The organism is Acinetobacter sp. YH12112 (assembly GCF_013418945.1).
Lineage (GTDB): Bacteria > Pseudomonadota > Gammaproteobacteria > Pseudomonadales > Moraxellaceae > Acinetobacter > Acinetobacter indicus.
Genome location: NZ_VPBA01000019.1, coordinates 1 through 26,789, shown reverse-complemented (window position 1 = coordinate 26,789; position 26,789 = coordinate 1). Strand labels below are relative to the sequence as shown.

General features: G+C 40.3%; 17 protein-coding genes and 2 pseudogenes. 15 read left to right on the top strand and 4 right to left on the bottom strand.

Annotated elements, in window-relative coordinates; genetic code table 11:
- The first annotated feature begins 84 nt into the window (after nucleotides 1-84).
- From FTU50_RS08650 to FTU50_RS08625, 6 genes are all read left to right on the top strand, one after another.
- Nucleotides 85-2,784, top strand: a complete 2,700-nt coding sequence (locus FTU50_RS08650; RefSeq protein ID WP_180046878.1) for a hypothetical protein — start codon at nucleotides 85-87, stop codon at nucleotides 2,782-2,784.
- Between the two features lie 424 nt (nucleotides 2,785-3,208).
- Nucleotides 3,209-4,180, top strand: a complete 972-nt coding sequence (locus FTU50_RS08645; RefSeq protein WP_096902610.1) for an inovirus-type Gp2 protein — start codon at nucleotides 3,209-3,211, stop codon at nucleotides 4,178-4,180.
- Nucleotides 4,181-4,491: 311 nt separating this feature from the next.
- The gene (locus FTU50_RS08640) at nucleotides 4,492-5,532 is read left to right on the top strand and encodes a DUF932 domain-containing protein (RefSeq protein WP_096902609.1); all 1,041 of its coding nucleotides are present in this window, start codon (nucleotides 4,492-4,494) and stop codon (nucleotides 5,530-5,532) included.
- Between the two features lie 164 nt (nucleotides 5,533-5,696).
- A complete protein-coding gene (locus FTU50_RS08635) occupies nucleotides 5,697-6,773 on the top strand; it encodes a YqaJ viral recombinase family protein (RefSeq protein WP_096902608.1) in 1,077 nt (358 codons plus the stop codon).
- A gap of 97 nt (nucleotides 6,774-6,870) precedes the next feature.
- Nucleotides 6,871-7,767, top strand: coding sequence for a hydrolase or metal-binding protein (locus tag FTU50_RS08630; RefSeq protein WP_180046880.1), 897 nt, complete (start codon nucleotides 6,871-6,873; stop codon nucleotides 7,765-7,767).
- 94 nt (nucleotides 7,768-7,861) lie between these two features.
- Entirely contained in the window at nucleotides 7,862-8,089 is a 228-nt protein-coding gene (locus FTU50_RS08625) for an AlpA family transcriptional regulator (protein ID WP_075168047.1), read from the top strand.
- A gap of 33 nt (nucleotides 8,090-8,122) precedes the next feature.
- On the opposite strand, the gene FTU50_RS08620 is transcribed toward FTU50_RS08625, so the two are convergent.
- Nucleotides 8,123-8,719 (bottom strand): putative adenosine monophosphate-protein transferase Fic, encoded by a 597-nt coding sequence (locus FTU50_RS08620; protein ID WP_180046881.1) that lies wholly within the window; start codon nucleotides 8,717-8,719, stop codon nucleotides 8,123-8,125.
- A gap of 12 nt (nucleotides 8,720-8,731) precedes the next feature.
- Nucleotides 8,732-8,902 carry a YhfG family protein gene (locus FTU50_RS08615; protein WP_075168045.1) on the bottom strand — a complete coding sequence of 57 codons (171 nt, stop codon included), beginning with the start codon at nucleotides 8,900-8,902 and terminating at the stop codon, nucleotides 8,732-8,734.
- Between the two features lie 296 nt (nucleotides 8,903-9,198).
- Here FTU50_RS08615 and FTU50_RS08610 point away from each other — a divergent pair, with 296 nt between their 5' ends.
- The 8 genes from FTU50_RS08610 to FTU50_RS08575 all read left to right on the top strand — a co-directional run bounded on the left by FTU50_RS08610 (nucleotide 9,199) and on the right by FTU50_RS08575 (nucleotide 24,869).
- Nucleotides 9,199-11,484 (top strand): class I SAM-dependent DNA methyltransferase, encoded by a 2,286-nt coding sequence (locus FTU50_RS08610; protein WP_180046883.1) that lies wholly within the window; start codon nucleotides 9,199-9,201, stop codon nucleotides 11,482-11,484.
- Nucleotides 11,484-12,791: a restriction endonuclease subunit S gene (locus FTU50_RS08605; RefSeq protein ID WP_180046885.1), complete on the top strand. Its 1,308-nt coding sequence runs from the start codon at nucleotides 11,484-11,486 to the stop codon at nucleotides 12,789-12,791. The genes FTU50_RS08610 and FTU50_RS08605 overlap by 1 nt, the downstream gene beginning before the upstream one ends.
- Nucleotides 12,788-13,837, top strand: a complete 1,050-nt coding sequence (locus FTU50_RS08600) for a YhcG family protein (RefSeq protein ID WP_180046887.1) — start codon at nucleotides 12,788-12,790, stop codon at nucleotides 13,835-13,837. The genes FTU50_RS08605 and FTU50_RS08600 overlap by 4 nt, the downstream gene beginning before the upstream one ends.
- Nucleotides 13,834-17,082, top strand: a complete 3,249-nt coding sequence (locus FTU50_RS08595) for a DEAD/DEAH box helicase family protein (protein WP_180046897.1) — start codon at nucleotides 13,834-13,836, stop codon at nucleotides 17,080-17,082. The genes FTU50_RS08600 and FTU50_RS08595 overlap by 4 nt, the downstream gene beginning before the upstream one ends.
- A gap of 308 nt (nucleotides 17,083-17,390) precedes the next feature.
- Entirely contained in the window at nucleotides 17,391-19,454 is a 2,064-nt protein-coding gene (gene zorA / locus FTU50_RS08590) for an anti-phage ZorAB system protein ZorA (RefSeq protein WP_373685473.1), read from the top strand.
- 18 nt (nucleotides 19,455-19,472) lie between these two features.
- The gene (gene zorB1 / locus FTU50_RS08585) at nucleotides 19,473-20,204 is read left to right on the top strand and encodes a type I Zorya anti-phage system protein ZorB1 (RefSeq protein WP_000467885.1); all 732 of its coding nucleotides are present in this window, start codon (nucleotides 19,473-19,475) and stop codon (nucleotides 20,202-20,204) included.
- 4 nt (nucleotides 20,205-20,208) lie between these two features.
- Entirely contained in the window at nucleotides 20,209-21,642 is a 1,434-nt protein-coding gene (locus FTU50_RS08580; RefSeq protein ID WP_180046891.1) for an EH signature domain-containing protein, read from the top strand.
- Nucleotides 21,643-21,650: 8 nt separating this feature from the next.
- A complete protein-coding gene (locus tag FTU50_RS08575) occupies nucleotides 21,651-24,869 on the top strand; it encodes a DEAD/DEAH box helicase (protein WP_180046893.1) in 3,219 nt (1,072 codons plus the stop codon).
- A gap of 79 nt (nucleotides 24,870-24,948) precedes the next feature.
- Here FTU50_RS08575 and FTU50_RS08570 read toward each other — a convergent pair whose 3' ends face one another.
- A complete protein-coding gene (locus FTU50_RS08570) occupies nucleotides 24,949-25,680 on the bottom strand; it encodes a Fic family protein (protein WP_180046895.1) in 732 nt (243 codons plus the stop codon).
- A gap of 632 nt (nucleotides 25,681-26,312) precedes the next feature.
- On the opposite strand from FTU50_RS08570, the pseudogene FTU50_RS15565 reads away from it, so the two are divergent.
- Nucleotides 26,313-26,417 (top strand): annotated as a pseudogene (locus FTU50_RS15565) (hypothetical protein); the annotation flags it as partial.
- Between the two features lie 252 nt (nucleotides 26,418-26,669).
- Here the strand turns inward: FTU50_RS15565 and FTU50_RS08565 are convergent.
- A pseudogene (locus tag FTU50_RS08565) lies at nucleotides 26,670-26,789 on the bottom strand (IS30 family transposase); the annotation flags it as partial.

Sequence of the window (26,789 nt, the reverse complement as noted above, 5' to 3'; positions counted from 1 at the left end):
GATAAAAACCTGAGTTTGCTGTAGTAAAAAAAGAGTAAATGATTCATTATAGAATAATAAAACAATAACTTAGGGTATTTCAGCGTGTCTAATACTACTTATTTGAGCAATTCTTCCTTCGTGCGGAGCAGTGATTTATTTAAGATTATGGAACTCCGCTATTCACATTCTATTTTTGATAAGGATGGTTGTTTTAATATCATCTCATCACCAGTTTCAAATTCCTTAGAGTTGATTCGATGGTATCGTAATTGTGAAGATTATTTTTACCAATTGTCCGTCGAAGCTACGCCTCCTTCTGTAAATGATTTTGCGTCCTTTCAAACAGAATCAGATAAGTTAATAGTCAAAGATGAAGTGCTTGGAAATTTTGGAATAACAGAATACTCACAAGATTGTAGGAAGCTATACTCTGATTTGAGGTTACGTGAATATCGAAATTTGGTACTAAAAAAATATGGTGACAATGAACTGACCCATTGGTTAAAGGAAGTGTACCCCGTACGAGAACAGCTAAAATTATTAGCCAAAAATGAAGCGCGATTTGATGTAGATTTAGAATATCAATATCAATTTGAAGACGTACAGCTATTTTTAAAAAATACCCAGAGTGCATACTTTTTAGCATTTGATATTGAAATTGAAGCGGATCAGTTCAAAGGGGATGCGATTGAAAATTGGCGAGAAAATGCTGTTTTGTTAAAACCTCTATTAGAGAATGCGCTGAATGATATTCTGAAACAACAGTCGGATACTTTACGATTTTATGTGAAGTTTGAAGATGATGGGATATATGGCTTTCGATTCCATGTAGTCATTTTTTTGCAATCTTTGACTTTGACTGAATCATCGTGGCTAGCAGAATTTAATGAAAAATTGCAACATAGATTGTCTGATAAAGTGTTGTTAAATGAGTGGTTGAATCCACTTTACACAAAAAAAATAAACGAATGGCGTAATCATAGGGATTTAAATGAATTATGTTATTCCAAAGAAGATTTGGATAAGATTGAGCAAAGTATCCATTCCACTTTTCAAGACTATCAGCACGATATTATTTTTAAAATTATCAATTGGAATGAGCAATTAAGAAAGCTTCAACCTGAATTAAAGTTTGGAATAGATGATTCTTTTAGTAATGAAGACAGGCAAAAATTAGAGTATTGGGGGATTAAATACTTATTTATTTCTAGTAAGTATCTATATTTCCAGAAACATCATGAGGATTTACATCCATCTATAGTAAGCTTTGTTTATCGATCATCAACCTACCCTAAAAAAATTCAGACTAAATTAGCAACACCTGAAAAACAGGAAAAATATAGTCGCTGTAGGGGTGAACAGAAGACAGAAAATTCAAATCAGTCAGGAAGAAAAAAATCTCAAGTGAATGAAGGGCCTGTAACATATCAAAGAAGGACTGAGGTTAACCAAACTTCTTTCTACAGTGAAAAATTTGATATTACCAATAATTTACCTTTGGCTGACATTGTTGAATCAAAACCTAGACCAAAATTTCAAAGTAAACCTATTTTCAAAATAGAAAAGCTTCATGTTGGTGCACCTAAAGATGAAGATCTAATAAATCCATCAAAAATCCCCATTTTGAAAGACTTTATTGATTACGTCTTGGATGAGAAAAATGGCATATGGAAAACTGAAATTAAAAATAAGCAACGTGTCACTTGGGCTGAAATATTATTTAAAAATGAGATTCTTGATGCAGAACTTCTAAGTTTTCTGGTCAGGTTTGAACATTTTATCGATAATTTACTAAGTGCTTCAAATCCCTATTTTGCAGTAGTACCAAAACGAGAATGTAATCCTGAAGAAATGTCTGTTGTTGGGGGGCAGTATCTTTCTTTACTTTATGACTTTCATACACAAGATATTGAAAATAAGTTAAATGAGCTGAGTATTCAATCAGGTTATTGGATTTTGGTTACTAAGATGTTTGAATCTCGTCCTAATGAAGAATATCAGTCCGATCTTTCACAATTGAAGATGCATCACCAGCAAGTTCAAAAGCTTAATGACTTGATGAAAAAGGCGCGAGTATTGGTCGCAGAGTATCAAAAGAAAATGAAGCAACCTTTAACATATCTAAAGTATGCAAATGCAAAGTTGTGGCAAAAGGCTTTTGATCAAGAACGCATTCTTATGCGTTGGCAATTTAATCTGCCAAGTGACTCCAATGTAAAAAAAGGATTAATGTCACTTTTTAATAAATTTAAAACGAGGTTATCAGGTAAAGAACGTCACTTTAAGGATGTTCAACATATTCTATTGGAATGTAAGAAGCATCAAAGTGTTTCTTTGGATGTTGTATTGATTTTTGATAGTGCTGAATTAGCGGAAAATCAAAATAAGCTCAGTGAGCATGTTGTAGAATTATGGACAAAAACTGTAGAAGCTGAAATGAAAAAGCGAGGAAACCAAATGAATTTTGGTCAGCTTGAAGATTTAGCACATAGTATTAGCTTGATTCCAAAACATGAACAATTGGCAGTGAAATATCTATTTATCAAAAATAGTAAGATGGCTAATGACAAATTAGTCATTTCTGATCTTATTCCATTTTTTATTTCGCAGGCTATTTTTTTACAGGATGTCTCGTCCAATCAAAGATACAAACTCAGCATGAGTCAATATTTAACAAACTTGTTTGTTAAAAAAGAGTCTGTGAGTAAGAAAGCTTTAAGATCCACAGTTAAAAAAATGCCATTGAAACTGGAAGAACATACAACAAAACTAAGCTTAACAATTGACGAATCAGTGACTTAACTTTAGCTTAACTCAACCACCCCCATATAGCCCGTAATATGGGGGTATTTAAGAAACACCGCCCTTGCCACTAGGAACTATTGAGGTGTCTTTCTAGTATGTCTTATTCGGTAGTTTATAATATAAACAAATAAAGCTTAGGATTATCAATAACTCACAGAAAGAATAAAACACATTTATCTGATGATACCGTGATTTCAATAAACTATACGATTTCAATTGCATCAACTAATGATAGTGAACACATATTCATCTATACGTAATCGGAGCAATCATAGATTTATTCAAGCCTTCAACCCAAACTCATAAAAGTAAGTGAATTCAATACCTGACTGAATATTGGTACAACAAGATAAGATAGCTTTCAAAATAAAAAAATACATAAGTGACTGATGAGATGAACCAACTAAAGGAAATACACACTATGACATCTCAACGACAAAATCAACCACTTTCAGAAAGCCAAATTCTATTGGATATTGAAAAATTCACACAAGAAATTATTAGTTGTGGACTTTATTCTGAACAATTGACGTACTTCAAATACCTTTTGGAGCAATTTGATCTTATCTATGATATAGATTTGTTTTACTGCGATTACCTACAAGCATTCATCAAGCTGAAATTAATACTAGATGGGATACGCTATAGTCCTTTTCAACCTATAGGATCAGATGATCAAACAGCTGATAACTATGACTTTGTACTTTCACTGACACCTGAACAATTACAGGAACTACTGCAACAGGCTCAGCTTTGTAAGAGCAGTATCTATACAGATATTCAGCAGTTTCATTTACAGGAAGTTGATAATGCAAAAAGTCTTGCGGAATATCTCACGAAGCTTTTTAAGCATTATTCACGGATACTAGTGGTACGGGTGGATTTGAAATATACAAAAGAAGCTCAGACAGACATCAATATTAAACAGTTTTATCAGCATTTTGAGAAGATGCGAAATCGCATATCAAATCAAGATACCTGTTTTGAAAATCTACATGGTTACGCTTGGGCAATGGAGCAAGGAACAGAAAATGGTGGTTATCACGTACATTTGCTATTGATCTATAGTGCGGATAAACATCGTAAAGGTTCATATCTGGCACAGCAAGTTGGTGAGAAGTGGATTGAACTGACTAACCAACAAGGGACTTATTACAATCTGCATAATAGAGCATATATCAACCAATTGATAATGCAGGGTAATGAGATAGGCATTGGCACACTGTCACGGGAGGTGGAAGGCGATTTGGAGAAATTACTCACAGTTGGCTTGTATCTCACAAAGGAAACCAAAGAAAGCCAAAGGTTGAGGGTAAAGACTACTAAGGGTATGCAAACTTTTGGGCATGGAAAATTTGAAATAGACAGCAGACGAGGGATCAAAAAAGGCTGAACACAGCACTTTTGATTTATACATTATTACTCAAAAAAGCCATCTTGAATAAACCGCAAAAGTGGTTTTAAACGCATCATGCGACTACCGCGAGATGAAAGCTATGCTACTAGCATCATAAGATCTAAGTTTCCTAAGACTGATTGAAACATATTTCAGTTATATAACATCAATATGAATCAATCAGGAATTGGATTTATCAAGTGATAAGTCCGTTCTAATTACATCGATCAAATAGAAGACTGCTCGATTTCATTCCTGATAAAGGGAGTGAGATTGAGCAGTCTTTTTTGTTTATAAGGACTAAAACTATGGCACATCAAATTGAACAAATGGCTTATGTCGGTGATACCCCTTGGCATGGCTTGGGTAATCAACTGACCCCTAATCAACCGATTGAAATCTGGGCACAACAGGCAGGGATGGACTGGCGCATTGAATCCTCTAATGTCAGCTACATGGCACAGAATGAACGTGGACAGAGCATCATCCTGCCTTATGAAGAACAACGGGTACTCTACCGTTCTGATACCCATGCCCCCTTATCAGTCGTTAGCCAGCGTTATCAGGAAGTACAACCTAGAGAGATTCTGGAGTTCTACCGGGATCTGACTGAGCAATCGGGCTTTGAGCTTGAAACTGCGGGTGTACTCAAGGGGGGTAAGAAATTCTGGGCATTGGCACGTACAGGGCAATCTACTGCACTCAAAGGTAAGGATGTCAGCAATGGCTACATCCTGTTGGCAACCGCTTGTGATGGCACCTTGGCAACCACGGCACAGTTCACTTCGATTCGTGTGGTGTGTAACAACACTTTGGCAATTGCCTTACGTGGGCAGAGTAGCAGTGCTGGTGTAGTCAAAGTTCCACATAGCACCAAGTTCGATGCCGAGAAAGTCAAACAGCAATTGGGTATTTCCGTGCGTGCCTGGGATGAGCACATGTATGAAATGAAACAGCTCAGTCAGCGTAAAGTCACTCAGGGTGAAGCCGCTGCCTTCTTTGATGCTGTGTTCAATAACACAACCATGAGCGTACAAGACCAGGAGGATAACATTATCCAGTTCTACCGGAATGTGGCAGCACAAGCCAGTAACTCCACAAGTAATAAAACTGAGCCAAATGGACGGGCCATGAGTAAAGTCATGGAGATGTTTAACGGACAGGGACGAGGGGCAGAACTTTCCTCTGCCAAAGATACCGCCTATGGTTTGCTGTGTTCGATCACTGAATTTGCAGACCATGAGCGTCGAGCCATGAGTACCGATCACCGACTTGATTCCGCATGGTTTGGTGCAGGCGCAGCACTCAAACAGCGTGGACTGGAACAGGCCTTGAGATTGGTTGCTTAATACAGTTTTATTTACTGGCTTAAGTTTTATTTAAGATCGAGAACTTAATCTACTATCAAGGTTAAATTCTCCATGAACCTCAAAACTACCCTTTGGCCACATCTCCCCGGATGTGGCTTTTTTTATGCCGCAAATTTGTAGATTCAATGATCAGGAGATAAATCATGAACAACGTCGCTCAATTATCAAATCTATCTCACCCATCCCTGTTGCCATTACAACCATTGGCACAGCAGCCAGCAGCATCAAATAAAAACAACCGTAGTATGGCAGCCAAACGATTAGCCAACACCAAAGATCTCAATCATCAACAGTGGTTAGAAGTACGTAAACAGGGTATTGGCAGTAGTGATGCAGCCACTGCATGCGGACTCAATCCGCATATGTCGATGCTGGAACTGTGGATGATCAAGACGGGTCGGGTACAGCAAAACATTCAAGATGAAAGCTCAGGCCATGCACCGCTATATTGGGGCAAGCAGCTTGAACCTTTAGTCGCCGAATACTACAGCATGCAGACCAACAATAAGGTGCGTCGGGTCAATGCTGTGTTGCAGCACCCTGATCCGGATAAAGCCTTTATGCTGGCCAATCTGGACTATGCTGTGGTCGGTAGCGATGAGGTACAGATCCTTGAATGTAAAACCGCAGGAGAGTATGGCAGTAAACTATGGCGGGACGGTGTTCCACTCTATGTTCTGTGTCAGGTACAGCATCAACTGGCCGTAACCGGTAAACAGGCTGCGCATATCTGCGTCTTGCTGTGTGGACATGAAACCCGGATTTTTAAAGTCACCCGCAACGAAGCGTTGATCCAACAGATCATCCATGCGGAACGCTACTTCTGGGAATGTGTACAGCGTGATATGCCACCGGCAGCAGATGCCAGTGAGTCGGCAGCACAAGCCTTACAGCAACTCTATCCTGAGCATCAGCCTTTAACGGTAGAAGATCTCAGTCAGCTGGAATTTGCCAATCAGTTATTCGATCAATTGATTGAGGAGAAGAACCAGATTGAGCAACACCAAACTCAGTTTGATGAACTAAAGCATCAAATACAGGCCTTAATGAAAGATGCAGAACGCGCTACGTTTGCAAACGGTTCAGTGACCTGGAAGAAAAGTAAGGACTCTGTCAGCTTGGACAGTAAGGCCTTGCTGAAACTACACCCAGAAATGCTGGAACAATTTCCCCTCACCCGTGCAGGTACACGACGTTTCCAGATCTATAGCAATCGTTAATCAACAACAACCAAACTTAACCTAAGCCTATACCGATCCCATGCCCCAGCGCATGGGATTTTTTATTTCTTTATTCAATATTTCTAGGAGATTCAACATGATTAAAGGTCTAGCAATTACCCCGCCTGTACTTGGTCGTATCAGTATTGGCAAGGTGGTCGAAAAGAATGGTAAACGCCTACCAGAAAAAGATGACCAGTTCACCATCACCAGTCAGATTCAGAGTAAGGACGGCTGGATCAAGCATCCACTGGATGAGCAGCTACGGGCCAAAGCTCCCAATCAAAAGCTGCGCTCCATTCCAGTCAGAATGATCTTCAATGACCCTGATCTGAATCTGAGAGCAGAGTACAGCATGTTTGACCGACAGATGGGACGACCGATTTGTGTAGGTAACGGACAGACCTGCCAGCGGTTGACCAGTCAAGGCGTCGAACAGCATCCGTGTCCATCGCCAGATCTCTGTTCGTTGGCACAAGGTGGACACTGCAAGCCTTATGGGCGTTTGCATGTCAATTTGGATGAATCGGATGAACTGGGCACTTTCATCTTTAGAACCACTGGCTTTAACAGCATCCGAACCTTGGCTGCACGTTTAGCTTACTACCATGCGGCATCGGGAGGGTTGTTGTCATGTCTGCCCCTACAGCTGACTTTAAGGGGAAAGAGTACTACGCAAAGCTATCGCCAACCCGTGTATTACGTGGATCTGACGTTAAGGGAAGGGATTCAGTTACATGAAGCCATTCGTACAGCGACACAGATTGATGAACAAAGTAAACAGGCAGGTTTTTATCAGGAGGCTTTGGATCATATCGCACGACAGGGTTTTGCGAATGCGAAGTTTGAGGTCAATAGTGAGGAAGGAGTAGATGTGCTGGAAGAGTTTTATGCCAGCACAGAAACTAAGCCTGAATCTGGTCAGACGGATGTGATGGATTACATACAGGAGATTCAGCAGGGGCTGCAACAAAGTGTCAGTGCGGTAAATTAGATTGGCTTGGATCAATTTGGAATAAATTTCTACAGAACGTCCTGATCATTTGAGCAGAAGACAGCTCGCTTAAATGATCTTAGGAGAACTCGTCATGAATACATTTGTCGGTCAAACTTTTCAAATGAATCAACTCATTAATATCAAACAAGTCATAGAGTTTACTGGCGTTTGTCGATCAACTATTTATGAGATGATGGATGAAAATTCACCTTATTACGATGAAACTTTCCCCAAGAAAGTGAAAATCACAAAAAACCGTATTGGTTGGTCAGCTTGGGAAATCAATCAGTGGATTGAAGCCAAGTTGGAAAGCCGGTAATGGATGGGAGCTTCGGCTCCCTTAATTTTTTTGTTATTCAGGAGTGATTATGCAGGCTTCAAAAATAGCGATCAGTCCATCTAACCGGCAGTTGAATCCATCAATATTGGCCTGAATCCATACTTCCTTATTGTTAATTTTACTCCACTGTACCCCATAGCCGCAGTGAGCAAGTAGGTGTTCAAAGAAGATACGCTGGGTGCGTCCATTGCCTTCACGAAATGGGTGAATCACGTTGAGTTCACAATAAAAATCGGCAATTTTTTGGATAAGCACTGGTTTTGCTAAACCTTGAAAATAGTGCTGATGCTCAAGTTGCTTGAAGAGCTTATTGGCTTCAATCTCAATACGCGAGAAGGTACAAAAGCGGGTATCACCTTTGGCAATAGCCACTTGTCTTAGTTCACCTGCCCAGGCATACAGGTCTGAAAAGAGCTGAAAGTGAATGGATTGCAGGTATTTGAGATCGTAAGGTGGCTCCGCATACTCAATGCGTGTGCTGGCATACTCAGTCAACTCTAGTTCTGCCTGTTGCAGAATTTCAGCATCCTGAATGTTCAGTTTGTTTTTGAGGACGTCCGAGTCGGGGTAACAGTAAATGCTGTCACCCATTTCACCATATTTATCCATAAGGAAGCCTGATCACGATTCCGAGGTCTGTGAGAATTTCTTATATTTCTGTAGAATCTGAGCTTTACTTAATGCCGGTGCAGTTGAGGACGGGTTAATGCCTTCCAGCTTTAAACTGGCCTGATAGTTTTGCAAGCGCGTTGCTTGGATATATTTTTTTTTCTGTTCGAGGGTAAGGAGCATAGTTCAAGTTCCTTTAAACAAGGGAGTATAAATTGAGTTTAGCAGATCGAGTCTATAAAAGGCACATGGAGTCGTGTCGGCATCCTAGCTGCTGGAATGAAGAAGTCGCAGGGCTATCGCTTATACAACTAAAGTCACGTGGCCTATAGCGACAAGGCTTGTCGCCTAGTTAAATCAATTGAGTGATTAATCACTATTTTTTCCAAAAGTTCAACAAAATTTCAGTAAGATAAAGGTAAGCAAGTTTTCAGTTGATGCTACTGCGTCAAATAAGAACCAGGATTTTTCAGAACACTATGACCAACAATAACTTTTCACAAATCGCTTCTTTCATCTGGTCGGTTGCCGACCTGCTGCGTGGTGACTTCAAACAATCGCAATATGGCCGCATCATTTTGCCATTCACGCTATTACGTCGTTTGGAGTGTGTGCTAGAAAGCAGTAAAGCATCTGTGTTGGCGAAACATGAAGAAGTCGCCAAGATGAACCTACCCGAAGAAGCACAAGAAAAGTTTTTGTTGAGTGCCACCCAAGGTTTGGCTTTCTTTAATAGCTCGCCCATGGATTTGAGTAAAATGGGGCAGAGCGATATCAAGGCCAACTTGAGCACTTATGTGCAAAGCTTTTCCAAAGATGCCCGCGAGATTTTTGAATACTTTAATTTTATCGAATTTGTCGGTTTATTGGATGATGCAAACCTGCTGTATAAAGTGGTACAGAAATTTGCAACAACCGATCTTAGCCCTAAAAGCATTTCCAATCATGACATGGGCTTGGTGTTTGAAGAACTGATCCGTCGTTTTGCCGAAGGCTCGAATGAAACCGCAGGGGAACACTTTACCCCGCGTGACATCGTGCGTTTGACTACAGCATTGGTCTTTATGGAAGATGATGATGTACTGACCAAAGATGGCATTATCCGTACCATTTACGATCCTACAGCGGGGACGGGTGGCTTCCTCTCTTCCGGTATGGAATATTTGCATGAGCTGAACCCGAATGCGGTGATGCGTGCGTTTGGTCAGGAACTCAATCCAGAATCCTACGCTATCTGTAAAGCCGACATGCTCATTAAAGGTCAGGATGTAAGCCGAATCAAACTTGGTAATACCTTGTCGAATGATCAACTCGCATTAGATAAATTTGACTATATGTTATCTAACCCACCTTTTGGTGTGGACTGGAAAAAGATCGAACAAGACATTAAAGATGAACATGAACAAAAAGGCTTTGATGGCCGTTTCGGTGCAGGCTTGCCACGGGTATCGGATGGTTCACTATTATTCCTGATGCACCTGATCAGCAAGATGCGTGATGCCAGTAGTACCGAGAGCGGTAGCCGCATCGGGATTATCCTGAATGGTTCACCTTTATTTACCGGTAGTGCAGGCAGTGGCGAAAGTGAGATCCGTCGCTACATTTTAGAAGCTGACTTGCTGGAAGCCATTATTGCCTTACCGAACGATATGTTCTACAACACCGGGATTGCTACCTATATCTGGGTACTCAGCAATAAAAAAGCCGCTGAACGTAAAGGTAAGGTACAGCTGATCAATGCCTCAAACCTCAGTACCAAAATGCGTAAGTCGCTGGGTTCAAAACGTAACTATCTGACTGAAGCTGAAATTGCCACCATTACCCAGAACTATGGTGCATTTGTCGCAGTAGATACTTTGGCAAATGATGGCGAAACCGAACAGCAAAAACCATTCGCCAGCAAAATCTTTGACAGTCATGAATTTGGCTATCGTCGCGTGACCATTGAACGTCCATTACGTTTATCGGCACAGATTACGGATAACGCGATTGCTGCATTACGCTTTGCCCCGAAACCGTTTAATGCCGTGATGCAAAGTATCGATGCGCAATTGGGCACAGCCTTTGGTACAGCGTGGACAGCAGAAACTTATGGTCAGTTGCAGGACGTTGCGCTTGAAGTTCGTGCCCTGATTAAAGCCGAGTTCCCTGAGCTAAAAGAAAAAGACATTAAAGAGGTGCTGGACAGCAAAATCTGGCTGTTCCAGAAAGCCCTGATGGAAAAAGCCCAAGCTTTACAGGAGGTGATTGGCACTGAGCAGTTTGATGACTTTAACCAGTTTGATGACGTGTTGAAAAAAGCCCTCAAGCAGACCGACATCAAGCTGGATGCCAAAGAGAAGAAACAACTGTTAGATGCCATCACCTGGAAGAATCCTGAAGCTGAACCGGTGATTAGCAAGGTCGTTAAACAGGCAGAAAACCCACTGTATGGCCAGTTTGCTTATAAAGGCAAAGTGGTGGAGTTTGTACAGGATGGAGATTTGCGTGATGCGGAGAACATTGCACTGAATCCAAAAGTCAGCACCACAGAACTGATTGAAAATTACTTTAAACGTGAAGTGCAACCGCATGTTCCTGATGCGTGGATCAATGCCGACAAGCGTGACGAAAAAGATGGTGAGATTGGTATTGTTGGTTATGAAATTCCGTTTAACCGTCATTTCTACGTGTACCAGCCACCACGTGATTTAAGCGAGATTGATGCGGATTTAGATGCGGTGAGCCGTGAAATTATGGCACTTCTGCAAGAGGTGCATTCATAATGGCAAAGTATCAGACCTATGCGGAGTATAAGGATTCAGGGGTTGAGTGGTTGGGGGAGATTCCTAGTCATTGGGATTTAAGAAAATTTAAGCATCATTTTAGATCAGCTATGGGGGAAACCATTTTAGGTGCAGATTTAATAGAAGATGGAAAGCTCCCTGTTTATTCAGCGACAGAAGGAGATCATTTTTTTGGATATGTTAATTCAAGTTCTGTAGTTTTAGAAAAAGGAGATTTTGTTATTCCTGCAAGGGGGAATTCTATTGGATTTCCTAAGTTGGTTGTAACTACCTCTACATGCTCACAAACTACAATTTATGCAAAAATGCATAAAAAGATACATTCCAAATTTACTTTTTATTATTTACTGGGTTGTAAACCTTATTTATTTCAGTTTGTACAAACAGCAATTCCTCAAATTACTGTGGAGGAAGTGAAGAATAATCATTTAGTGCATCCTTCACTAGAAGAACAAACCCAAATCGCCAAATTCCTTGACCACGAAACCGCCAAAATCGATCACCTGATTGAAAAGCAACAACAACTGATTGAACTGCTTAAAGAAAAACGCCAGGCGGTGATTAGCCATGCCGTGACCAAAGGACTCGATCCCAATGTCCCGATGAAAGATTCCGGTGTGGAATGGTTAGGGGAAGTGCCGGAGCATTGGATTGTTAAAAGTTATCGGCTAGCCTCACGTATATATCGTGGAAAATTTGGTCATCGTCCAAGAAATGATCCAGCCTTTTACGATGGGGATTATCCATTTATTCAGACTGGTGATGTTGCTCGTGCAGGAAAATACATTACTTCTTATTCGCAAACGTTAAATGAAAAGGGTAAAGAAGTTAGTCAGTTATTTCCAAAAGGTACCTTGATGATGGCTATCGCTGCAAATATTGGAGATATTGCAATCTTGGGGTTTGAAGCATATGCACCAGATAGTGTAGTGGGCTTTAAACCAAACAATGATATTGATCTTGAGTTTTTACGTTATAGCTTTATAGCGGCTTTGCCAGCATTAGAGCAAACCTCTACTCAAAGTACACAAGCTAATTTAAATGTTGAGCGTATTGGAGCTGTAAAAGGTACTTTCCCTTCACTTCAAGAACAACGTGAAATAGTTGGTTATCTAGATAACTTATTAGAACAATACCGAAATTTAGTCAAAATTGCAGAAAATGCAATTTCCTTAATGCAAGAACGCCGAACAGCTCTCATTTCAGCCGCAGTGACTGGAAAAATTGATGTTCGCCACTGGCAAGCCCCAACAGTTGCTGAGGCAGACACGGAGTTAAGCGCATGAGTGAGCATTCATTAACGAGCTTAGCTTTGCCACAACTGACCCAAGATATTGTTTCACTTGTTCATACCGCCAAACAGCGCGCAGCCGTAGCCGTCAATGCCGAACTGACCTTGCTGTATTGGTCGGTGGGACAACGTATCCGACAGGAAATATTAAAAGGGGAGCGGGCAGAATATGGGCAACACATCATTGGCAATTTATCCAAAGCCCTGACAGCGCAATTAGGCCGAGGCTGGGGAAAGTCACAGCTCAACTACTATGTTAAATTTGCAGAAGTTTTTGATGATATCAACATTGTCCATGCAGTGCGTGGACAATTAAGCTGGACGCATCTTAAAACCCTGATGTATATAGATGACCACATCAAACGAGAGTTTTATCTCAGCATGGCCGTGCAGGAACGCTGGTCTACACGAACGCTGGATGAACGCATCGGTTCAATGCTGTTTGAACGCACCGCCATTTCCAAAAAACCGGACGAAACCATTCTGCATGAATTGCAACAGCTCAAGGAACAAGGGGTTGTACATCAGCAGCTCTTGCTCAAAGATCCTTATATTCTGGACTTTCTCGATCTGAATGACCGCTATCTGGAAAAGGATTTAGAAGATGCCATTTTGCGCGATATTGAGCAGTTTCTTTTAGAGCTTGGTTCAGGCTTTACCTTTATTGCCCGCCAGAAGCGTATTCAGATTGATGAAGATGATTTCTACATTGACCTGTTGTTTTATAACCGCAAACTCAAACGACTGGTCGCGATTGACCTGAAAACTGAAAAATTCCGGCATTCGCATAAAAGCCAGATGGAACTGTATTTACGCTGGCTGGCTAAATACGAACAGGAAGAAGGTGAAAACCCACCGCTGGGCATTATTTTCTGTACTTCTAAAAAACATGAGCAAATTGAATTGCTGGACTTGGAAAGCTCGGATATTCATGTGGCTGAATACATGACGGTTTTGCCACCCAAAGAAATCCTGGAACAACGCTTACAACTTGCTATGGAACGTGCTAAACAACGCTTGCTTGCCGATGGAGAATCATAAACATGGATGCCACCCGCGAAAGCATTTTCCAGAACGATATTATTCAACAGATGCTGGCTCAAGGCTGGCAACTTGGTACGCCACAAGGCTACAACCGTGAAACCGCCTTGTATGAGCAGGACGTACTGGATTTTGTGCAACATACCCAAGCACAAGACTGGCAGAAGTTTCAGCGCATCTTTCCACAGGATACCGAACGGCATTTTCTAGAAGCCGTGGTTGCCCAGCTGAAGAAAGCCGACATCAATGCCACCGATGAACAATCCCGTACCTATGGCACTTTAGGTGTGTTGCGTCATGGCGTGAAAACCCGTAGCGCACGCTTTTTCCTCTGTCAGTTTAAACCGGAACATGCGCTCAATCCCGATACCTTAGCCAACTACAAGAAAAACATCTGCCGCATTGTACCGGAACTGGTGTATAGCCCGTATGCCACGGCTGCCGAGTTACAGAACATGGGCAAACAGGCCAAGAAATGGCGTATTGATCTAGTCCTGTTTATCAACGGCTTTCCGGTGGCGACACTGGAACTCAAGTCCGAGTTTAAGCAGGCGGTGCAGAATGCCATGTTGCAGTACAAACGCACCCGCTTGCCGAAAGATCCAGAAACCAACAAGCCTGAACCCTTGCTGATGTTTAAGCGTGGCGCATTGGTGCATTTTGCTGTCAGTCAGTATGAAGTCTATATGGCGACCCAGCTGGCCGGAGAAGACACCTTTTTCCTGCCCTTCAATAAGGGCACGCAGGATGGTGGTGCAGGCAATGACGTGCCGGAAGACCAGAATCAGTATGCTACGGCCTATCTGTGGAATGAGGTCCTCACCCCAGACAACCTGCTGAATATCATTGGACGCTTTGTCCATCTGCAAATTGAAGAAAAAGAAGACTGGGAAGGACGCAAGTACAAAAAAGAACTGCTGATCTTCCCACGTTACCACCAATGGAATGTGGTCACCAAACTGATCAATGCCGCCTTAGAGGAGGGCACTGGGCAGAAATATTTGATTCAGCACAGTGCAGGTTCAGGTAAGTCCAACTCGATTGCCTGGACAGCACATCAGCTGTCGACCCTGTACGATCAACACAATCAGAAACTGTTTGATTCGGTGATTGTAGTCACTGACCGTACCATTCTGGATGCCCAGCTACAGGATACCATCTACCAGTTTGAACATGCCGATGGCGTGGTCGGACGCATCAATAATAAAGAAGGCGATGGCTCCAAATCAGAAAAACTGGCCAAGGCACTGGAAACGTCACAGCCGATCATTATTGTGACGATTCAGACCTTCCCGTTTGTGTTGCGTGCCATTGAAAACAGCACCAACCTAAAACAGCGACGCTATGCGGTGATTGCCGATGAAGCGCATTCTTCACAAAGCGGCTCTACGGCACGACAACTGAAAGAAGTGTTGATGCTGGAAGAGCGTGAAGAGGATGCTGAACTGTCTTCGGAAGATATTCTGGATGCGGTGGTGGCTGCACGTAAGGGCAGTAATAACCTCAGCTACTATGCCTTTACCGCGACACCGAAAGACAAAACCCTGCAACTGTTTGGCCGTGTCCCCAATCCTGAGCTACCGCCATCCAAACAGAACAAGCCGGAAGCCTTCCATGTCTACTCCATGCGCCAAGCCATTGAAGAAGGCTTTATTCTGGATGTGCTGAAAAACTATACCAACTATAAAGTGGTGTATAAGCTAAAACAGAAAATTGAACAAGCCGACAAACAGGTCGATGCCAAAAAAGCCAAGATTAGACTGAATCAGTGGGTGCGCCTGCATGACCACAACATTTCTCAGAAAGTGAAAGTCATTGTCGAGCATTTCAAAAATAACGTGATGGGCTTATTGGGTGGACAGGCCAAAGCCATGGTAGTGACCAGCTCGCGTAAGGAAGCAGTACGTTACAAGCTGGCCTTTGATAAATACGTGTCTGAGCAAGGCTACAAGTCCATTCAGGCCATGGTCGCCTTCTCCGGTGAGGTTGAGTTTAATGACAAGGATACCGACAGCAGTGGCTTAGTCGGGCAGACCTTTAACGAACGCAACATGAACCCGGGGCTAAAAGGACGGGAAATGCGCAAGGCCTTTGACAGTGATGATTATCAGGTGATGCTGGTGGCCAACAAGTTCCAGACTGGCTTTGACCAACCGAAACTGTGTGCCATGTACGTGGACAAGAAACTTGGCGGTGTGGAATGCGTACAGACCTTATCACGCCTGAACCGCACCTATCCAGGTAAGGCGGAATCTGGCACCTTTGTATTGGATTTCTTTAACGATCCTGAAGACATTCTTGGGGCCTTCCAGCCTTACTATCAAACCGCAGAACTGGCTGATGTATCGAATCCGGATCAGATCTTTGACTTGTTTGAAAAGCTCAAAGCCACCAAGATCTTCCTGTGGACGGAAGTCGAGCAGTTTGTCGAAGCCTTCTTTACCAAGAACAAATCCAATGCCGCGATCAGTAACATCTGCAAACCGGCAGTTGAACGCTGGCAGAAACGTTATAACCAAGCGATTGAGGCCTATAACACCACCCGCGATATGCTGGAGCGTTGCAAGAAAACTAATGATGCGGTGCTGATTGCCAATGCCGACAATGCCTTTAAAGAGGCCAAGCTGGAAAAAGACAAGCTGGAGATCTTTAAAAAGGACTTGGGCAGCTTTACCCGTTTCTACGAGTTTATGTCACAGATCGTGGACTACGATGACAAAGAACTGGAAAAACTCAGCCTGTATGCGCGTAACCTGCGTCCATTGCTGCGTGAAACCGCGACCCAGGATGATGAAGTGGATCTGAGTAATGTCAGCATGAGCCATTACCGCCTGTCCAAGATCCGTCAGCAGGACATCAAGCTGAAAGAAGATGCTGAAGATTTTAAGCTGGAACCGGGCAATGACCTCGGTGCAGCCAAGCCACGTGACAAGAAGGAAGAGTTCCTGTCACAGATCATCGAGCGCCTGAATGAGGTGTTTATCACCGATAACTTGACTGATAAAGACATGCTGAACTATGCCTATACGGTACGGGACAAGCTGGCGGAGAATGAGATTGTGATGAAGCAGATTGCCAACAATACCCGTGAACAGGCCATGCTGGGTGATTTCCCAAAAGCTATGGATGATGCCATTCTGGGCAGCAGTGCAGCACATCAGGAACAGATGATGCAGTTACTGTCTGATCCGGCGAAGGCCAGCATATTTGCACGGGTGATTTTTGATATGTTGAGCAGTCGATAGTTTTTAAGCATTTTAGATTTTTTAGGCTTTGTTGCATAAATATGTAAGCATCTGATTTAAATAAATTTAATTTTGGATCAAAAAATAATCAAAACTTTTAAAATCATATAGTTATGAAATCATGCAACAAAGCCGTTCAGACTTGATCAAGCTAAGCTAAAAATCTTGGAAAAGTTGTCTTTAAACACCAATTAGTTTTTCTAAAATATCCTTTCTTTATCCTAGACATAGTAAAGAAGAGATATTCATATTAAGTTATTTGATATAATTTTCTAATTGTAATTTATAAAAATACTATGGGGTATGCAGTGAGTTTTTTGACAATAGCAGAATTTTTACAAAGTTATTATGTCATACCGGTTGCAATGGTGATTTTTGTCTCCTTTGTAATGTATTTTTTTGTCAAACAATATTGGTTTCCTGCCAAGAGATTAGCGCAGAATTTTGATGAAATTATTCAAAAATTGAAAGAAGATCAGCAGTCACATACAGCTAAACATGTGCTTGACGAAATTTTTTCAGAAGATGGCGAACTGAAACATGCTTGGGAGAATTATAAGAACTCTCTGCATGATATTCGTGAAGAAGTCGATGGTGAGTCAAAAATTATTGCCTCCCGATCCACTGTTTCAAGCGATGCTTTTTTTTCTCAAATCGCGATTATTGATACACCACTGAAAGTTGATTTCTATAAACACATTCCGGGCATTATTACCGGTGTTGGTATTATTGCTACCTTTGTTGGATTGCTATTTGGTTTGCTAGCTTTTGATCCAGCTGGTGATCCATCCAAAGTCCAAAACAGTCTTGCCTTACTTTTAGGGGGTGTTGGTGAGGCATTTATGGCATCTGGGCTTGCGATCTGTATTGCAATGTTTATTACTTGGAAAGAAAAGTATTGGCTAAGAGAATGCTATGCAAAGCTCGAGAAACTGACTAGCGTCATTGATTTGAAATTTGAACCTGATGAAACAGGTGAAGAGTATCTCGCACAACTTTTAAAATCTAGTCAAGCGAATGAAACCAATGCACGTCAATTAAAAGACAGTTTGGTCAATGATTTAAAAGTCATGATGACAAACTTAGTCGAGGAAAATAAAAAGAATCAACTCGCATTTGCGAGTCAACTCACCGAGAGTTATGCCAAAACAAGTCAGGATATGGCGACGCAAATTGGTCAATCCATTACAGATACTTTGCAAGCACCATTGGATAAGATTGCATCAAGTGTACAACAGGTCAGTGGAGATCAGGGTAGTCGGGTACAAGAGTTAATTACCGATGTTTTAACAGGGTTTATGTCCAAACTGGAATCTACTTTTGGTGCACAGATGCAGGGCATGGGCGAGATGATGACTCAATCTGTATCTGCGATGAAAGAAATGCAATTAGGGTTTAGTCAGCTTATTACAGATATGAAACTCAATAGTGAAAGTGCATCGGAAAATTTGCAAATGCAGATCACCAAAATGATTGAAGATATTCAGGCGAAGCAAAATGCGATGTCTGAGCAAATGAATCAAATGGTGGAACATTTATCGCAAGGTGCTGAAAAAATTGGTGAGCAGGGACAATATGCAATTGAGCAGTTAAATGGCAAGGTATCTGAGTTACTTGGTGATATGGGGGGCACCATGTCGAATGTAATGGCAGATATTGCAAGACAACGTATGGAACAAGACCAATTGGCTGCCAATAACCAACAAAAATTGCATGAGCAATCCTCAGCGTTGATTGATCACTTAGGCACAGAAATTAAAGAATTGATTGTGCATAGCCAACAGGCTGTAAATGCATATAAAGATAATATGGATAAACTGACACAAGTGACCACAGAAAGTATTTCAGGAATGAATACTGGTGCTGAAAAAATGCGTCTTGCTGCAGATCAATTTAATACGGCAGGTTCATCGTTAACCACGGTTACAGATAAAACATCACAGTTGATTTCAGAGGTCACAACAACATCCACCCATTTGACAAGCGCAAGTAGCAATCTGATTTCCTTGCTCGGTGATTATAAAAACTCACAAGACAGTGTGAATAAGGCAATCGCGACACTTGAAGGGCTTATTCAACAAGCACAGACAGAAGTTGGTATGAGTAGCAAAATGCTTGAAGATATGAATCACATGACTTCTGCATTAAATCAAGTGAAGAAAGAAATGCAGGATTATCTTGATCAAATTGGCGACGTGATGGAGAAAAGTTTTCAAAGCTTTGGTAACTCCGTCGAAACAAGCCTTAATCACACCTTGGGCGTATATGACAATGCTCTTGATCAAGCCGTTAAACGTTTATCAACAGGTATAGAAGGTTTAAGTGGTTTCGTTGAAGATCTTGAAGAACTTGTTACTCAGAAGAAACATTAATATTGGAGTACTTAAGTCATGTTTGGTAATCGGTACTCTAATACCTCACGATCTAAAGATGAAGGTGAAAAGCCATTTTGGATTTCTTTTGCCGATCTGATGACGGCTTTAATGACCTTGTTTCTTGTGGTTATGGCTGTGTCTTTAATGATTGTGACCAAGAAAATTAATGAAGCGACGCAAGCAGAAGATCAGCGTAATGCGGATATTTTAAATATTTGTCAAAATATTCAGAACAGTGCACGTTTAAAAGATGCTGGCATTGAAGTGGACTGTAAAAACAACCGTATCAATTTTGGGGAAGCAGGACGTTTTGCACATAATGACTATCGTTTAAATGAGGTGGGGCGCAACCGCCTCAATACCATCGTGCCCATTATCCTTGAGGAAGCGAATAATCCTTTAGGTGAGAAATGGTTCAAACAAATTGTGATCGAGGGTTTTACTGATACGGATGGTTCTTATTTATACAATCTTAATTTAAGTTTAAGACGTTCAGAATGGGTGATGTGTAGCTTACTTGATCCAAAGTTTAGTTCAGGTTTGTCTTTAACTGAACAGGAAAAACAGCAAGTGAAACAGCTTTTTTTAGCAGGTGGTGTTTCATTTAACTCAGCAAAGGACAGTAAAGAAGCCTCGCGGCGTGTGGAATTAAGAATGCAGTTTTATGGCTTAAAAGAAAAGGAAAACGCTGAACCACAACCACATTTCGTCTCATCTCCTGTTGAAACTTGTCAGTTGGCGAGGTAATGCGATGACAATAGAACGTTTGCAACGTCGGTTAGAACAAAGTTTAAGCCTGCTTTTTCCAAAAGAAACCACATATAGTAAGTTTGTTCAACCTGTACGTTTAACGAAAACCTTACAGGTATTGGAACGAAAATTTGATGATCTTGAAAATTCAATTCCATTAGATGTCAAAATATTCAAAACGATTTCGAAACTTGAGCATTCAGGATTTGAACAATTTACTCGAAGAGATTGGAAAAATTTAGCTTGGGCATTAAGTAAGGTTTTGCCGGATACCCAAGAAAAACTTATTTTTAATGATATTGGTAAACGTATTGTTCAGCATTTTAATCAAGCGGAACAGAGCATCATTAACTTGGTTTATTTTCCATTATTGTATAGTTATTTTGCTTTAGCGAAAGAAGATATTGCAGCGAAGCCAGCGGTTTGGTTGACATTGCGAGATATATTGAATCGTCATAAGTCGAATGTTTATAAAAGTACGCAACGTCCAAAACAATGGATGACAACTTTAATTGATCATGCTGACATTTTATCTGATACGCCAACCCAAGCATTTGTGAAACAATTCTTGCAAGACGACGATGCGAGTGGGATTCAAAAGGAGCTTGAAAGTCTAAGAATTGCACCGAATAGTTGGTTTTGGGATGATTTAATCAAGTCTTCTATTCAGTCCATTCGACAGATGAATGAAAAAGACTATTTCAAATCTATTGCACGTTTTATTACGCTGTCAGAGCAGAATAGCTTATATAGTCGCGATATTTTAGCGGCGTTGTTAGAGCGTTATGCAAAAACATCTGAACGTGACAAGGTGCATGAAACACTCAAGCAGATGGCATTAGATCAATGGGGGAATCCACAATATGATTCTTCTGCAGGTTGGAATAATGTCAATTCTGATACGAAACGTATGGTGGTTCAATGGTTTGTAAAAGCTGATTTGGAAGCGTTCTTTAAATTATTTAGTCGAACTGCAGATGTGAATAGGTTTAATTATTGGATTAAATTTATAGATAAGATTAACTTCTCTCAAATTTTTTTAGGTCCTAGTGCATTAAATTCTCAGCAAGCGCAACATAAAAAGTTTCGTGAAATGAACCGTGGTCGATTGAAAGAGTTAATTGGCTCAACGCAGACAAATAATGCCTTTTTATTAAAAATTGATAATGTATATGTAGTGGATTTTGCAGATACAGGTAATGCTTGTTATGCCTATAACAAATTGCCATACAATGATAAAAAAGAAAGAATTTTTATTGGAGATCTTAAAAATAAAGATACTGTACTCTTTAGAAATGGATGGGGTGAACCGACAGCATTGAGTCATAGTGGGGATTGGGAAAGTAGGTTTGACGAGAAATTAGCGGAAATTGGTCTTTTTTCACGAAAGCCTTCAAACAATAACGACTCTTCAAGATATAAGCGTTCATATTAGGATCTAGCATGAGATTGGCATTTTGGAAAAGAAAGAAGTCAGCTGAGGTTATTGAAGCACATGTGCCACAAGCACCAACACAGTGCTTAACCTACAATGACTTAGGTATTACGTATCCGTCTTTACAAAATGCTATGACGGACGCAGATTTCTATTGGCAAAGTCTTGAAGAAGAAGCTTTAGCATATTTGACGGATGAGGGCTATGTCTTACCTTGGGAAGAACTATACCAGATCTTGAATGATGAAGATCATGCAAGTGTGATTCATTTATTACATTTACCTAGACAAGCCAATGTACGTCCGATCATTAAAAGTGAAGGTGGTTTAAGTGATTCAACTTTTAAAATCATTTTAGATGGTTGGCTGAATGAACAAAATATTAGACTCAAAAATCAGCCTGAGCGTATTGGCGCCATTTTAAGAATAGATGGTCAAGAATATTTGTTGAATGAACAAAATTTTAAAGTCGTAGAGCAGCTAAAAGAATTTTCAAGAATACAAAATAAAGATAAAGCATTAAATCAAAGATATTTGGCTAAGATTAGAAATCTAGCCAAAAAAGCCAATGCCAATTTAGATAATTTTTTAAGAAAAACCATTGTATTGGCACCGGAAAAGCTACAATTAAATTTAAGAAAAAATCTGATTAGCCAAGAAGCGGTGGTCGAAGTACAGCCGGTATTCGATGAAGCGCCAAATGACTGGTTAACAACGTTTGATCAATATCAGCAGGTTCAGGATCAGTACAGTATTAGTTTGCCAGATGGGGAAATTGCCCATGTTGTGATTGAGCCTGAGGTGAAACATGTGCTGCAAGAAATTAAAAAAATGCCAAATCGGCGTGTGGCAGGTGAGCAAGCTCAGGCATTTTTACATAATCCATTTGCACAGTTGGGCGAAGATGCTCTAGATGTGGTGACACCTGAAAGTTTTGAAGCAGCCAAACAACAAGCTGAAATTTACAGCTACACCTTAAGTATTCACAAAAATTACAATGAATTAAATCTCTATACCTCGGCAACGCTCAACTTGCTCGAAAATTCTGAAAGAGAGACAAACCCAATTGTCTTAGCGCTGAGTAATCTAGAACAAAGCGCATATTTCATTCAGGCATATGAACGAAATACGCCATTTTTTGTATGGGCGGGTTATGAAATTGAACGTACAAGTGTTTTAGACCAAGAGATAAAAACACTCAAGCAAGACTTAGAGACCATCCAAAAATATCAGGATGCAGCACAAGCACAGCAAGTTTTGGATTTATCGAACTATAGTGATCGAGTTATAGGCATTGGTGAAGCACCAAAGCTTCATTCAGAATTTATTCAGAGAAACAGTGGAGAATCAGGTTGGTTACCACAGCATTTAATTGATCTATATGATCAGACTGATACTGATGCTCAACTAGAGGACATGGTTACTGCACTTGAAAAATGTATTCAAGCTGCAGAACAGGATGGTTTAACAGAAGTGGCGTTGCCACATGCGGATCAAAAGTTGTCAATTGAGCAAAGCAAACAACTTTTAGAAGAATTACGTCAAAAACATCATGCACTGAATAACAAAGAAGTGAGGCAAGAAGAAAATTCTGCTCAGAAAAAAAAGAGAGATACGCTCTTAATTGCTAATAACATTGATGAGGCTGAGTATAGTAAACAACGTGCAGCACAACTTGCATTTGATCGAAACAATTTTCCTGCACCAAGATTGCCAACAAGTTTTAGGCAAAGCGAATTTAGTTTAAAACAGCATCAACGTTATGGTGTTGCGTGGCTACAGCATCTCCATCAATATGCGCCTGAACAGGTCAGTGGATGTCTATTGGCGGATGATATGGGTTTAGGTAAAACCTTACAGCTATTATGTTTTATTGGCGAATATTTGGAAAATGCCAAAAATAAAAAGCCTGTGCTCGTGGTTGCGCCGGTTTCATTACTTGAAAACTGGGAAGCGGAAGCCAATCGCTTTTTTAGTCGCCAATTTCCTAAAATTTTAAGCTTATATGGCGATCATCTTAAAACAAGAAAAATTCCTAAACACTTGATATCCGCACAGCTGCGTGAAAATCATGGCATTACGCATCTGTTAGAAGAAGACTGGCGTGGTGATGCAGAGATTGTGTTAACCACTTATGAAACCTTACGTGATTTAGAATTCTCTTTGGCACGGGAAGACTGGGGGATCATGGTGTGTGACGAAGCACAAAAAATTAAAGTGCCAACCTCAATGGTGACTAAAGCGGCTAAAGCGCAAAAAGCGGATTTTAAAATTGCTTGTACCGGTACACCCGTGGAAAACTCTTTGACCGATTTATGGTGTCTATTCGATTTTATTCAGGAAAATTTACTTGGTCCGTTAAATGAGTTTGGGAAAAAATATCGTAGACCGATAGAAGATGCTGAAGTCAGTGATGAGAAAGTCTTAAATGAGCTGAGAGCATTGATTGATCCTCAAGTCCTAAGACGAATGAAAAATGATGTGGCTGATTTACCACCTAAAATTGAAGTAGATAGTTGTAAAACAATTCATATTTCTAACTTACAAAGAAAATTATATGCCGATGTGGCCCAACATTTTCGTAAGTTGTCTGCTGAGGGAAATCGTGGCGCCATGCTCAGTAGCTTACACAAATTGAGAATGATTTGTGCACATCCTTTAGCAGAAGATCCAATGGCAACACTAAAAGATTCACCCAAAGTAGATTGGTTGTTCAATACCTTGCAAATGATTCAGCAAAGAAATGAAAAGGCCATTATTTTTACGGAGTTTAGAGAAATTCAAGTCTTTCTGAAACGTATTTTAATGGAACGTTTTGGTTTAAATGTAACGACTGTGAATGGGGATACCAATACAAGCAGTAAAAGTGGGTTAACTAGACAAAATTTAATTGATAAGTTTCAAGAAAAGCCAGGATTTAATGTAATTCTTCTTTCCACTACAGCAGTAGGGTTCGGGGTAAATATCCAAGCGGCAAATCATGTTATTCATTATACGCGTAGCTGGAATCCTGCTAAAGAAGATCAAGCAACTGACCGCGCTTATCGTATCGGTCAGCAGAAAGAAGTTTATGTGTATTATCCAACGATCTCTGCACCTGATTGGGAGGAATTAGAAACTTTTGAAGTGAAATTGGATAGACTTTTAGGGAGTAAACGCGTACTTGCAACAGATATGCTTCAACCGAAAACGGATGTGAGTAAAGAGTTAATGCAATTAATAGACTAGTGTGATTGTTTAAAATATCAGAGTTGCTAATAACCTAATATTTTCCCTATCATCATTCTGAAAAAATAATAGGGAATTTTTAGATTCCTAAAATTAATTGATATGGTTTAAACCCCTCTAGCACAGCTTCAGCAACCAACTGAATGAAAGGCTCAGTTTTTCCATAAGCCATCCATTGATCTAATGCTTCATAGTAGGCTAGGCGATTTTCGACTGTAATAACGCAGGGAGGGTATCCAGCTTTGAGTAACTCAAGGTTCATCAAAAGACGTGATGTACGTCCATTACCATCAATAAATGGATGAATACCAACAAAATCTGCATGTACTTTAGTTGCACGCTCTATGGGATGAAGCTTATGTGATTCCGACTTGTACCAATCGACTAGCTGAGCCATCTTGTCTTTGAGTAATGTATAGTCGGGTGGGGTAGTTGTAGCACCCGAAATTAATACATTTTGTTGGCGATAGCGACCTGCATTCTCATCATCAATATTTTTTAGAATGAGCTGATGGATATTTCGAATTTGCCATTCAGAAAAAGGCTCTTCTTTGCGAATAATGTCTTCAACATAGTAGATGGCATTTCTATGATTGATTGCCTCGAAATGTTCTCGTAATGCTTTTCCACCAACAGTTATGCCTTCTAAAACAACTTTGGTTTCTAGCAATGTAAGTGTATTGCCTTCGATTGCATTTGAGTGATATGTCCAACGAACAATAAGATCTTCTTGTAGATTTTTTACAATTGAATGAGAGAGGGGGCGATGTTGATCTAATTTTTTCTTTAAATCATCGATAGTTTCAAACATTACCTTATCCCTGAATTAGTCTTAGTTGATAATACATGAAAAAGAAATATCAAAAAATGTAACGATATATCATTACATTTTGTATTGATTGTAGAAGTGGTAATATTGGTACACCATTTCAAATCCTAAGACAGGATTTGAACAAGATATTAAAGTGATTCAATGCACTAAATCTAAATTGGGTCAAAATTGGGTCAATGAATTTTTTTATTCAATAAAAAAGCTTTAAAATGAATGGGTTAGGATTTGAGTTCAATTGACGCCACCTCCACCAGAATTTATTTTATAAATCAGCCACTTATGTAAGTGGCTTTTTTATTTGCCACATTTTTGCCACATTTTTATTTCAACAAGTAGAAATATCAGTGGCCTTATGCTGTGTGTGCCACGCTTAATTTTGCAATTTCTTGCTTGTTCTTATCCCCATGCAGCGGCTACTGGTATACATTTGCCAAAGAAAATTCACGTCAATATTTTAAACAGGGAGATATCTTTCCTGATTTTAAAAGTGATTGGGGGATTGTATTCTGGCAGTTTGATGGTGAAGAATAATAGAATGTACGACCGCTCTTTTAAGAGGAGATTTTTATTTCTTATTAATTTGATTTAAAAAAAACAATAAATTAGACCGTCATGAAAAATGTAAAGGACTAGATAAACCAAAGTGTACACGGACAGTGACTGCATACGATATTAAGTTAGAGTTTGTTTTACCTAATGAGGTGTTGGAGCGATAAGATAATGTTCATATCGGTGAATGATCAATAAATAGATTGGCAAAAATGATTGAGCTTGGACATAAAAGATACAAGTTTGTTTAGAGATAAAAAGCATAATAGAAGATTACAATCGACATATAAGCCCTATAAATTGAATCCGCGTACCATGCTTTTATAAAGCAGAATAAAAATTGCAACTCTATTTTAGAGTGATGGAGCCTGTAAATAATTTTGTGTAATTGCTTTTCATCAATTTAAAGGTGGGCGAATTCAAACATGAGGTGCGACAGTTTCAAAAGCCTTATGATAATCAACAAGCTGAGCAAACTTCTCTAATGGTGTAAGCCAATCTAACGCTTTTCTAGGACGAGTATTCAGTGACATGGCAAC